The sequence below is a fragment of the Paenibacillus sp. J22R67 genome (assembly GCF_059692175.1).
This window is the reverse complement of the sequence record NZ_JCAUAX010000002.1, coordinates 584,293-596,617: the sequence shown is the minus strand read 5'-3', so window position 1 is coordinate 596,617 and position 12,325 is coordinate 584,293. Positions and strand designations below refer to the sequence as shown.

Sequence of the window (12,325 nt, the reverse complement as noted above, 5' to 3'; positions counted from 1 at the left end):
ATATGGAGATAATCCGTATGCCCTTTTTGCTGAGCGGCAATACTGACAACTATACTAATTCAAAGGATGATATCGCATGAAAACAGTTCCCGTTGGAGTATCAGCTAGACATATTCACCTATCTGAGGCGCATATTGCCATTTTGTTCGGAGAAGGGTATGAACTGAAAGAGTTTAAAGAGCTCTCACAGCCTGGGCAATTTGCAGCCCAGGAAACAGTGTCGATAGTTGGGCCTAAAAACAAGATGGAAAAAGTGAGAATTCTCGGTCCAGCACGTCCATTTACCCAAATTGAAATTTCACGTACGGATGCTTTTTCATTAGGTATTAACCCGCCGGTACGTGAATCAGGCCATATCGACCAGACACCTGGTCTCCTGGTAGTTGGTCCAGTAGGGGAAGTAGAGCTTGATCAAGGTGTAATTGTAGCAGCTAGACATATCCATTTTCACACGTCAGACGCAGATAAATGGGGCATTCAAGATAAACAATTGCTGCGCGTCAAGGTAAATGGCGAAAGACCGTTGATTTTTGAAAATGTAATTGCTCGTGTATCCGAACAATTTGCTTTGGACATGCATATAGACACGGATGAGGGGAATGCAGCGGGTGTAAAAACAGGGGATATAGCAGAAATTCTTGACTAGTTCAAAGAGAGCTGTTTTCACTGTTATACCAATTTCCTTTTGTACTAAATAGGCATGTAATGTTATAATAAAAGTTGCGTAATTATTTGTGAATTACGTAAGTTTTACCAACGCAAACTCGTAGGAGGAACGAAAGTGGCTAACCAAGTGAAATCCGATAAGGATTATTCTCAATATTTTCAGCCTCCTTCACTGTCAGATGCTAAGAAGCGCGGAAAAGAAGAAATCGCCGTTCACTATGATTTCCATATCCCTGAGGACATGCAGGAGTTCGGCAAAGATAAATATTATTTGATTCGCACTTACGGATGTCAGATGAATGAGCATGATACAGAAGTAATGAGGGGCTTGCTTGAACAAATGGGTTATCAGACGACGGAAGACAAGTACCAAGCAGATGTCATTCTGTTGAATACTTGTGCGATCCGTGAAAATGCGGAGGATAAAGTGTTCGGTGAACTTGGACACTTGAAGGCTCTCAAAGCACAGAAGCCAGGACTTGTTCTTGGTGTTTGTGGTTGTATGTCGCAAGAAGAAGCTGTTGTAAATCGGATTATGCAGAAGCATGCCTTTGTTGATTTGATTTTTGGAACACACAACATTCATCGTTTGCCTGGCCTATTGAAGGATGCATTCTATAACAAAGAAATGGTTGTTGAAGTGTGGTCCAAAGAAGGCGACATTGTTGAGAATTTACCGAAGAAGCGGGAAGGAATCCGTGCTTGGGTCAACATCATGTTCGGCTGCGACAAATTCTGTACATACTGCATCGTCCCATATACGCGCGGCAAAGAGAGAAGCCGCAGACCGCAGGATGTACTTGCTGAAGTAAGAGATCTAGCACGTCAAGGATTTCAAGAAATTACGCTGCTTGGACAAAACGTCAATGCTTATGGCAAAGACTTTGAAGATATTACTTACTCCTTCGCTAATCTGATGGATGACATTCGTAAAATTGACGTTCCGAGGATTCGATTTACAACCTCGCATCCAAGGGATTTTGATGACGACTTGATTGAAGTTTTAGGCAAACGCGGCAATCTAGTCGAACATATTCATCTGCCAGTTCAAGCGGGGAATACCGAAGTACTGAAACGGATGAGCAGAAAGTATTCCAGAGAGCATTATTTGCAGCTTGCCCGCAAAATTAAAGCCACGATGCCGGATGTCGTTCTAACTACGGATATTATCGTTGGTTTCCCTGGGGAGACCGATGAGCAGTTCGATGAAACGATGTCTTTATACGAAGAAGTAGGATTTGATTTCGCGTTTACATTCATTTATTCGCCGCGCGAAGGTACGCCTGCTGCTGGAATGGAAGATAATGTTCCGATGGAAGTGAAGAAACAGCGTTTGTATCGTTTGAATGAGCTTGTGAATGCTCACAGTAAAGCGAGTAACGAGAAATTGCTGGGACAAACGGTCGAAGTACTCGTTGAAGGCGAAAGTAAGAATAACGCAGATGTACTTGCCGGACGCACACGGACGAATAAGTTGATTCATTTTACCGGCTCCAAAGAGCTAATCGGGCAAATGATCGACGTACAAGTAACGCATGCGCAAACATGGATTTTGAAGGGTGAAATTGTTCAGAAGCCCTTGAAATTATCCATATAATTCGTTTGTTAATATAGATAGGAGTGTGAATGAAAGTGTCCCAATGTGATCACCAACATGATAACCAGCCTCATGCTTTTAAAGTTGAGGAATTTACGAATACGGAAATGATCGTTCGCGAAGATATTTTGGACAAAGCCAAAGAATTGGCTACTTTGTTGACTACTTCGAATGAAGTTCAGTTCTACCAAAAGGCTGAGAAGCAAATTGCTACAAACCCGGATATTCAAGTTCTAATTGGCTCCATTAAAAAGAAGCAAAAAGAAATTGTGGCCTTCCAAACATTTAAGAACGAGAAAATGGTTCAAAAGATTGAGAATGAAATTGAAGTTCTGCAAGATGAATTAGATGGAATTCCAATTGTAAGTGAGTTCAAACAAACTCAAGATGATATTAATTATTTACTGCAGCTGGTCATGTCGGTCATTCGTGATACGATTTCCGATAAAATCAATGTAGAAGCAGGAACTTCAGAAGCACCGACATCTTGTGACTAAGATGAAAGATGACTTCCCGTGGGTTAGCGAGAATCGCCCTCTATTCAGGCCTTAGCTTGATGTGAGTGGCGATTTTTTCCAAAGGGACCAATAGGAAACATGAAGGAGAGATTGTCATGCTTACCGTACGTAATCTAAGTAAAGTATATCCGCCAGACAATCAAGTGCTTTCTCAAGTTAGCTTTCAAGTGGATCAAGGCGAATTTATTGCTGTCATTGGAAGTAGCGGAAGTGGCAAAACAACATTACTGCGCTGTATCAGTCATCAAGAAAAGTGGACAAGCGGCCAGTTAATTTATAACTCCAATGATATCTCCAAACCCGGGCCATGGGAGCGCTTTAAATTAGGCAAGGATTTCGCTTTCTTAGAAGAGAAACCTGCGCTGAATCGAAATAAAAGCGCTGTCAAAAATGTGATGATGGGCAGAGTGTTTCAAGCGCCATTACGAGTTATTACAGGCATGACATCCAGGGATGAGCATGTAGATAGCATGGATTATTTGGAAAAGGTTGGCTTGCTTGATAAAGGGGAAAAGAAAGTTGGTCAGCTTAGCGGTGGTGAGCAGCAGCGTGTGGCAATCGCCAAAGCTTTAATCCTTGGACCTAAAGTGCTTGTTGCTGATGAGCCTGTTTCTGGACTCGATCCGAAATCCACGGAGTACATACTTCAGGATTTGAAGTCATTATGCAAAGATAGGAATATGAGTGTAATTGCTACACTGCATAAGGTAGAATTAGCAGAGCGATTCGCAACACGTATTTGGGGCATCGCAGAAGGTAAAATTGTGCTCGACATCCCTGCTAGATCGTTAACGATGCGTGAGAAAAAGCTCATATTTGGTGAAGTATGATCCAGGTCTTATTCGTTTGTTTGGGAAATATTTGTCGTTCTCCCATGGCAGAGGCTGTTTTTCGTCACCAGGTGAAACAGGCTGAACTAGAACATGTCATTGCCATTGATTCAGCTGGCACAGGTGATTGGCATATCGGTCATCCGCCGCACCAAGGAACAAGGGATATTTTAGATAAAAATCATATTGATTACAAAGGCATGCAAGCTAGACAGGTAAAATCAGATGATTTCGTGCAATTTACATACATCATCGCCATGGATGAGAGTAATGTCCAGAATCTAGCTGCGTTCGCTCCTGAACCAGTAGATGCTGAGAAGCGTGCTTCAATTCACAAATTATTGGATTTTGCACCCGGGCGGAAGGATAAAAATGTGCCTGATCCGTATTATACGGGGAATTTCCAAGAAGTTTTCGAAATGGTTGAAGAGAGCTGCGCAAGTTTACTTACGTATATTATGGATAAGGAACAACTTACATAAATGCAGTAAAAACAAAGGTGAGATGGATTTGTACTCCACTTTTGTGTGATAGGCCAGAATTACTTAGAAAACGGAGCCCGCAAACCTGCGAGGCTCCTTTTTTGTTGTTTCACTCGAAAAAATGGTAAAAACAAACAAAAAGACGGGAAAACGCAAATACAATTCCGAATTTTTGCTACATAATGTATCTTGTGATGGAAGAAATATATGTAGTGACTGGAGGAAGAAGCTTGAAAAAAAGGTTAAATTGCATATCCAACAATTTTCAAAAGATTGTATCTTCTGCCTTGATTGCCAGCATGGTTTTAACATTCACAGCCCCTATGGAACCCGTTGTAGCCGCAGGAGAGGAATCAATCTTATTCCAAGATGATTTCAATGATCTCAATGCGGATGGGTGGACGACATATGGGGGATCCTGGAATGCTTCAGATGGAGCCTACCATACCAACAAGGGGGCTGGATTCAAGGCTGTTGCAAACGGAACAACTTTTAGCAATTTTGTATATGAATCCGATATTGCCTTCAAAGATGGCATTAATTCGGATAATGCTGGACTCATTTTCAGAGTCAATAACCCAAGCGTCGGGGCAGATAATTTGCAAGGCTATTATGCGGGCATTACAGCGAATAATCTCGTTCAACTGGGTAAAATGGATAACAATTGGAAAGAACTGGCCTCCAGCCCTTTTGCCGTTCAACAAAACAAAGTCTACCGTATGAAGGTGGAAGCCAAAGGAAGCAATATTGATATCTATATCGATGGCAACCGCGTACTCAGTGCTGTAGATTCCACGTTTACTCAGGGGGCTATTGGAGTCAGGTCCTTTTGGACGAATGCGACCTATGACAATTTGAAGGTAACGGAACTCGGCGAAAAGGCTGTAGAGTCCATCTCCCTGAAGCAGAGTGCCATCTCATTAAAGGTTGACGAGAAGGAGACCCTTATTCCTGAATTTAAACCAGTTGATGCAAGTAACCAGGAAGTATCCTGGCTATCTAACAACCCTGATGTAGCAACAGTGGACAGCAATGGCGTTGTAACGGGGATAAACTCAGGTTTTGCAACAATTACAGCAACTGCTAAGGACGGCGGAGCTACGGCATCTGCTGAAGTGACGGTTCAAGCCAGTGCATATTTTAAAAATCCTATCGTTCCTGTTTCCAACAGCAGCGGCGGTTCGGCAGATCCGAGCATTGTATTTAAAGATGGTTATTATTACTATGTGAAGTCTAACAGAGATGCGTCCATATCGATTTCGAAGGCAAAAAGATTGCAGGATATCGGCTCAGTCCCGAGAGTAACAGTCTATTCGCCTCCAACCGGTCAACCCTATTCAAAAGAACTGTGGGCGCCAGAGCTACAATATCTGGATGGTAAATGGTACATCTACTTTGCTGCAGATGATGGTGCAAACGAAAATCACAGGATGTATGTACTGGAAGGTAACTCCCAAGATCCGCAAGGGACATATACATTAAAAGGGAAAATCTCGGATAGCACGAACAAATGGGCTATTGACGGAACTGTTCTTGTCAAAGAAGATAATTCCAAATATTTCGTATGGTCAGGCTGGGAAGGCGATGTCAATGTGAAGCAGAGCATTTATATCGCTCCAATGAGCAATCCTTGGACGATCAGTGGCCCGAGAGTTCAAATCTCTACACCAGATCAACCCTGGGAGCGTATCGGTACACCGTATATCAACGAAGGGCCGGAGATCTTGAAAAAAGACGGCAAAATATTTATCGTATATTCCGCCAGCGGAAGTTGGACGGATGATTATACACTCGGCATGCTAAGCAATACGGATGGGAATGTATTGAACCCTGCATCTTGGAGCAAGTCTGGCCCTGTCTTCAGTAAAGTGCCGACAGCGTACGGTCCTGGTCACAACACGTTCACCACTTCACCTGACGGCAAAGAGGATTGGCTCGTGTATCACGCCGATCAATTCTCTGGCGGAAGTTGGGGAAATCGCAGTGTCCGGGCGCAAAAGTTTACATGGAAGGAAGACGGTACTCCGAATTTCGGAACTCCTGCCCCTTATGGCGCTTCCATGGAAGAGCCATCTGGCACTCCGAATGTAATCAGATATAAATATGAAGCTGAACATGCACTCCTCGGCGGCTCGGCGGTCCTTACTTCTTCTGATAATGCATCAGGGGATAAAGTTGTCGGTCATTTGGATCAGCCTGGGAAAGATTATGTAGAGTTCACGGTTGATGTCAAGGAAGCAGGAGATTATTCGCTCATTGTCATAGCTGACAATGGAACTGCCGGAGGAGCTTCTGCGCAGCATGAGGTTTCCGTTAATGGCGGTATTGGCCAGACGTTAACTTATAAAAACTTTGGCTGGAAGGGTTTTAATCCAGTATCTATGGATGTTAGTCTGCAAGCGGGGATTAACAAGATCCGTTTAACCAGCAAACTGAATTTTGCCCAACTGGATTACATCGTTCTTGAGCCTCTGGAGAAGAGCGGTGTTTCAGCGCCTGTAGAAAGTATTCTACTTGATAATCAAGCCATGACGTTGGGTACTGGAGAATCTGCTTCCTTAACTGCATCTGTCAGACCGCTGATCGGATCGAACAAGAACGTCGTGGTGACTTCAACGGCACCTGATGTGGTGACGGTTACGCAGGACAGTAAGGATACAGCTACAGGAAGCACCATGCTGACAGTGAAGGGACTGAAAGCGGGTACCGCAACAATTCGAGTTATAAGTGCCGATAATGGTGCAGTCCTTAGTGAATGTAACGTTACTGTCCGTCAAACGCCTGGAGAACCGGATTTATCGAAGTTTACGATTGATTCCTTTGATAGCGAGGTGCTCGACCCAGCATGGTCGATATTCCAGGAAAGCAAAGGTAATTGGAGTTTGACTCAAACGCCGGGTTCAATGACTATTCATACGACGCCTACGGACGTCTATCAGGATAACAATAGTCAAAACAATGTATTCCTGAGAGATGTGCCGGCCAATGGCGATTTTGAAATCGTTACGAAAGTTACGGCACCTATTGCCATAAATCATCAGCAGGGCGGTCTCTTCGTCTGGCAGGATGCAGATAATTTCGTAAAGCTTGCTCATGTCTATGCGAATGGGAAAATTATTGAAACCGCTTATGAGCTTGGCGGCAGTTACAAGAAACCAGGCAGTGAAGTGGCTCACCCCGGCGGAGATACCATGACGCTCAAAATTAAGAAAATGGGGAATGTCTATACGACCTATTATTGGGATGGATATGACTGGATTCAGGCATCCAATCCTGTCACCGCGAATTTAAAAAATATCAAAATCGGATTATTCGCAAACAATATTGTTGCGACAAACAATCGGATTGATGCTCGATTTGATTATTTCGCTGTCAGATCCATTCAGGGCGGGGTTGATCTTGATCAGAAGAAGCTGACCCTTGAATCAGGGAAGACATCCCAGCTTCACAACATGGGAGCAAGCGGCGAAGAAGTGACTTGGACATCGAGCAATCCGGAGATCGCTACTGTCAGCAGCAGTGGATTAGTAACGGCATTATCGCCAGGCAGAGCGGTCATTGAAGCGGTCTCAACAAGCGGTGACTTCCGCTCGCAAGCTGCAGTAACCGTGCCGAACTCCGAACCTGTACCGGAGATCCTATACATGAACGATTTTAGCGGATCAACGGTTGAAGGATGGTCTACGTACGAAGGTGATTGGAGCGTCTCTAATGGACAGTATGCGGTAAACAGCGGACCTGGCTATAAAGCTGTGCTTAACAGCAAAAGCTTTACAGATTTCGTATTCGAGGGCGATGTGCAAATTACGAGCGGCAACGAAGCAGGGTTGATTTTCAGAGCATCGAACGTTGCAAATGGCGCGGATCACTTAGACGGATATTATCTAGGCATTAATGCTTCCACACAAACAGCCGTACTCGGAGAAATGTCGAAAGGCAATTGGCAGGAACTTGCTTCCAAGAAGATGCCAATCCTTGCAAACGAGTGGTACCACCTTAAGGTCGTTGCGAATGAAGATCACATTCAGGTTTATGTGAATGACAATCCGCTTAACGTCAATGGGTATCCGAAATTTGATTTGTTGGATGCATCGCATCGGGCTACGGCTAAAATCGGACTGCGCACATGGCAAGCAGATGCCAGATTTGACAACATCAAAGTATCTTCGTACCAGGAATCAATAACTGGGCCAACGTATACCAACTCCGTGTTGCCGAATATTGCTGACCCCTTCGTGTTGCAGCATGACGGCAAGTATTATTTATATGGGACGAATACCTCAACTGCGGCTAATAAGCCAAAGGGATTCAAAGTATACACCTCAACGGATCTGGTCAATTGGTCGGAGCAGGATGAATTGGCGTTAAAGCAGTCTGATTCTTGGGGGACCAGCGGCTTCTGGGCACCTGAGGTCGTGGAAAAGGACGGGACCTTCTACATGTACTATGTAGTTAATGAAAGGCTGGCTGTAGCCACAAGCAGCTCTCCTTTAGGGCCGTTCGTCCAAGACATCAAACAGCCGATGCATCTGAACACGCCGGAGATCGATGCGCATATTTACACAGACGATAACGGTAAAAAGTACATCTACTTCGTCAGGTTCAATCAAGGTAATGAAATTTGGATGGCCGAACTGAGTGAAGATATGAAAAGCATGAAGGAAGATACTGTACAATTCGTGTTCCGAGCTACCCAAGATTGGGAGCGCAGTCAACAGCAGCCGGTTGCAAGTATTAACGAGGGACCGTTTATGATCAAGCATAATGGAACCTACTATTTGACATATTCCGGCAACCATTTCGAAAGCCCGGATTATGGCGTTGGTTATGCAACCGCTCCGACTCCGATGGGACCATGGACGAAATATACGTATAATCCGATTATGAAATCCAACACGATTGTACCGGGAGCGGGACATCATTCCTTAATCTCTTCACCAGATGGTACAGAATTATTCATGGTGTACCATACACATTACAAAGCTGGTACAACTGAACCGCGTAAACTTGCAATTGATCGTGTTCATTTTGTACCGCAAGCTAGCGGTATTGATGCGATGGAAGTGTGGGGACCGACGATTACTCCTCAGCTTAAGCCTTCCGATGAGCAGTCGACAGAGGAACCGATGACTACGTTAAAAGGAGCAAGCAGCGTGCAAGCTGGACAGTCCTTCGAACTCATGTACGGTCTCAGCCATCTGAGTGTCACACAAAGTATTTATGCGCAGGACATCACGGTCACATTCGATCCAACACAAGTAGAGTTTGTTGATGCAGGGCTTGCTCGGCAAAGATTAACCATCGCGGGTAAAAACGAAACATCCGGTCGTGTGCGTATCCTGCTGGCAAGTATAGGAGCTGACAATGCCATTCACGCCAACGGTGATCAGCTGAAGCTCCACTTTAAGGCGAAATCTTCTTCTCAACCAGCCGTAATCGGGTTAACCAATGTTGTTATCTCCAATGGCCTAGGGGAGGAAACCACACTCGGCAATGTATTCATGCGTGTAGACATTCAAGCAAGCGATCGAGCAGCGCTGAGCGCCGCTATAGCATCGGCGCAAGCTAAGTTTGATGCCGCTGTGGAAGGAAACGAAGTGAATCAATATCCTTTGGGATCCAAAGCTGTATTGCTGTCAGCGATCGAGAAAGCAAAATCGGTTCTGAACAATCCGAATGCTTCCCAACAGCAGATCGATCAAGCAGCAGCAGAGCTTAACATCGCGTTTCTAGCCTTCATCGATTCGGTCAATACAACTCATCCTAGTGATGTTAACAACGATGGACACGTTGCGATTGGTGATCTAGGCATCGTGGCTGCTGCCTATGGAAAAACTTCCAATGATCCAAATTGGAGTGAATACAGAAAGGCAGATATTAACGGTGACGGGAAAGTAGATATTGAAGACTTGGCAGAGGTAGCCCGAATGATATTGAATTAACGAAAAAAGGCGTGCAAATTGATTGTCAATTTGACACGCCTTTTTTCTATTGTTTATAAAGAGATTAGCCCTGTACGCGTGAGGCATTCTGAGATAGCGTCAAGCATGACTGGATAAATTGGAATAACAATATTAATAGGGCCAAGTTCAAACAATCCGCTTCTGTTATGGACGGTTGCTCCTTGAACATAAATACGGAAGTGATCGGAACCCGAAGATAAATGGGTGGTCTCTTGGTTACCCGATCGGGCATTTACGAAAGACATGGCTTTGAGTGAAGCATTCTCATAGGGAACAATACTGATGATGTTCTCCAGTTTAAAATAATAATTAATATGAGGCTTATGAAGAATCAGTTCTTTGGTCGTGATGGTCAAACCATAATCCTTTTTCTTATGAGACATTTTCAAGTCGCCGTCTAGCGATTTAATCTGAATGAAATCCGAACTCATGGCAAAGCCCTCCTTCACGAGTCATGATGATCGCTTGTCTTAACAGAATAACATAGATCATCATCCTTGTTAAATGGATGGACTTGGTTGTTATTTTTGCTGAAAAAGGATCGAGCATTGTGTGCCCTGGTTTATCCTACTACTGAAGGAGATTTTCCCGTTCATCATTTTGATGATGCTCATAACGACGACAAGCCCGAGACCGGTTCCTTGTTCTTTGGTTGTATAAAACGGCATGCCTAGTGAATCTAATTGTGACTTGCTCATCCCAACCCCCGTATCGGTGATAGAAATTTGAACGCCGCTCGGCAGCTTACAAGTGCGTAGTAGAATGTGGCCGCCATCAGGCATGGACTCAATCGCATTTTTAACCAAATTTATTAAGCATTGCCGAAGTTTCTTGGATTCCCCTAAGATGAATAGAGGATCGTTAGTCTCGTGAACGATTTCTATCGCAACCTGATGATCAGTAGCAAGTGGAGTGATGAATCGAAGCGTAGCTTCCAATTCCTCCTTAATGTCCAACTGTTCCTGCAATCCGTTAGATGGTTTGGCATAGTTCAAATAATCATTGATGATGGTATTCGCCTGATCTACACCGGATAGCGCTAGCTCAATGTACCTCTTCTGATCATGAAGTGGCAGCTCCTTCTGATCCATCAGCTGCAGGAACCCGCGAATGGAGGTTAACGGATTGCGAATTTCATGTGAAATCGTAGCTGCTAATTGACCAATCATACGGTCTTTTTCAATAGCGATAATGCGCTGTCTATGAAATTCATGTTTCTTCACATGGAAAACTAAAAAAATGATGAACAAAAGGGAAATAAAAGTAAGCAAAATGGTGTATAAAACATACAGAGAGAAGTAAGATCGTATGTAGGTCGCAAGCATGGCATACAATACTTCGTACACGGCAAGTAAGCCTATTGCATATGTTATTTTGAGCTTAAGGTTTAGTTGATTAACTTTATTTCTAATGTAATAACTACCGAGTAAGATAAAAGCACTGCTTAGCAATGCCGGTTCCCAGTAATAATTAAGGATAAACATACAGCCAATATTGAAACAGATCCAAGTCATTGCAGCAGGAATAAATCCAGCGAAAATAATGATGGTTGTCAAACTTAAAGGAAGAAAGTGGAGCGAATAGATGAAGGGATCAATATCTTCAAAATTCCAATAAAAGATAAGTAGAATGATGAGCAGAATACCAAATAGTAGATTGCGCTGCTGCTCTTTGTAGATGAATAGAGGTGCGAGAACCTGATGGATTAATGTAGCACTCATGAGGTAGAAGAGACCATGCAGTTCATGGGAAATGATTGAATGGAGCAAACGATTGCCATCCTTTCCATATGTACGACATTATCTTGGTTATTTCTACATTATCTCACATAATCAGACCTTATCAAGAGAAAGGGTCTATTTTGAATGCTAAAGATTTACTAAAGATTTGCTAAAGACTTATGGTGTTAACGCTATTAACCGCTGTATAATAGGAGGTAACATCAATGCAAGCGTTTACAAATTCATGGGATTTGAAAACGAGGAGAGATGAGGATGAGGGCGTGCTCACAGGTTTGCGGTGTTGTCTTTAATCCGATTGACGAAGATTATGTGAACGTTTGTGACGAGTGTGAGCATGTCGGGAACCATGAAATTGAAACAGAGCACGAGAGGGTAGAGGGAACCAGTTATTATTTGGGAAAATGCGGACTCATTATTGATTATTTGCTCTAAAGAGTCTTTGTCTAAAAAAAGGTTGATTACCAGCAATTTCTTGTTACAATGAAAGTAGATTTACTATTCATACTATTTATTCTTAATGCTGTTCA

The 12,325-nt window shown here is 43.5% G+C and carries 9 protein-coding genes; 7 read left to right on the top strand and 2 right to left on the bottom strand.

Annotated elements, in window-relative coordinates; all coding sequences use genetic code 11:
* Positions 1 to 76 precede the first annotated feature (76 nt).
* The 6 genes from pduL (at position 77) to AC58VC_RS08745 (ending at position 10,035) form a co-directional block, all read left to right on the top strand.
* Positions 77 to 646 (top strand): phosphate propanoyltransferase, encoded by a 570-nt coding sequence (pduL, locus tag AC58VC_RS08770; protein ID WP_497368450.1) that lies wholly within the window; start codon positions 77 to 79, stop codon positions 644 to 646.
* A 147-nt stretch (positions 647 to 793) separates the two neighbouring features.
* A complete protein-coding gene (miaB, locus tag AC58VC_RS08765; RefSeq protein WP_497369001.1) occupies positions 794 to 2,263 on the top strand; it encodes a tRNA (N6-isopentenyl adenosine(37)-C2)-methylthiotransferase MiaB in 1,470 nt (489 codons plus the stop codon).
* 29 nt (positions 2,264 to 2,292) lie between these two features.
* Entirely contained in the window at positions 2,293 to 2,760 is a 468-nt protein-coding gene (locus tag AC58VC_RS08760; protein ID WP_161405781.1) for a YlbF/YmcA family competence regulator, read from the top strand.
* A gap of 116 nt (positions 2,761 to 2,876) precedes the next feature.
* Entirely contained in the window at positions 2,877 to 3,611 is a 735-nt protein-coding gene (locus tag AC58VC_RS08755; protein ID WP_497368449.1) for a phosphonate ABC transporter ATP-binding protein, read from the top strand.
* Positions 3,608 to 4,093 carry a low molecular weight protein-tyrosine-phosphatase gene (locus AC58VC_RS08750; RefSeq protein ID WP_497368448.1) on the top strand — a complete coding sequence of 162 codons (486 nt, stop codon included), beginning with the start codon at positions 3,608 to 3,610 and terminating at the stop codon, positions 4,091 to 4,093. Before AC58VC_RS08755 ends, AC58VC_RS08750 begins: the two co-directional genes overlap by 4 nt.
* A gap of 230 nt (positions 4,094 to 4,323) precedes the next feature.
* Positions 4,324 to 10,035, top strand: coding sequence for a family 43 glycosylhydrolase (locus AC58VC_RS08745; RefSeq protein WP_497368447.1), 5,712 nt, complete (start codon positions 4,324 to 4,326; stop codon positions 10,033 to 10,035).
* A 53-nt stretch (positions 10,036 to 10,088) separates the two neighbouring features.
* Here AC58VC_RS08745 and AC58VC_RS08740 read toward each other — a convergent pair whose 3' ends face one another.
* A complete protein-coding gene (locus AC58VC_RS08740; protein WP_497368446.1) occupies positions 10,089 to 10,487 on the bottom strand; it encodes a hypothetical protein in 399 nt (132 codons plus the stop codon).
* Positions 10,488 to 10,577: 90 nt separating this feature from the next.
* Entirely contained in the window at positions 10,578 to 11,777 is a 1,200-nt protein-coding gene (locus AC58VC_RS08735; RefSeq protein WP_497368445.1) for an ATP-binding protein, read from the bottom strand.
* Positions 11,778 to 12,050: 273 nt separating this feature from the next.
* On the opposite strand from AC58VC_RS08735, the gene AC58VC_RS08730 reads away from it, so the two are divergent.
* The gene (locus AC58VC_RS08730) at positions 12,051 to 12,230 is read left to right on the top strand and encodes a hypothetical protein (protein WP_497368444.1); all 180 of its coding nucleotides are present in this window, start codon (positions 12,051 to 12,053) and stop codon (positions 12,228 to 12,230) included.
* Positions 12,231 to 12,325: the final 95 nt, after the last annotated feature.